Annotated in this window: 1 pseudogene; it reads right to left on the reverse strand. The window is 46.8% G+C overall.

Annotation, left to right across the window (positions count from 1 at the left end):
- Positions 1 to 175: pseudogene (locus tag NXS07_RS21405) on the reverse strand (DDE-type integrase/transposase/recombinase); the annotation flags it as partial.
- Positions 176 to 250 lie beyond the last annotated feature (75 nt).

Here is a 250-nt window from a genome sequence, read left to right on the forward strand (position 1 = left end):
CGTCTGAGTCCACAGCTCGATACAAATATTTCCATTGGCCTTTGATTTTGATATCGGTTTCATCCATTCGCCAGCGATGCCCAACATCAGGCCTGCACCGCCGATAACGTTTCACAAGCAACGGAACCCGACGATGAACCCAACGGGAAAGGGGAGAATGATCAACGGCAATCCCCAGGGGTTACGCATGAAATTTTAGTCGGCTAAAATTGATTAAATAACAGTGCTTCCATATAACCGTTATCCCATC

This window comes from Xenorhabdus bovienii, assembly GCF_024721015.1.
GTDB lineage: Bacteria > Pseudomonadota > Gammaproteobacteria > Enterobacterales > Enterobacteriaceae > Xenorhabdus > Xenorhabdus bovienii.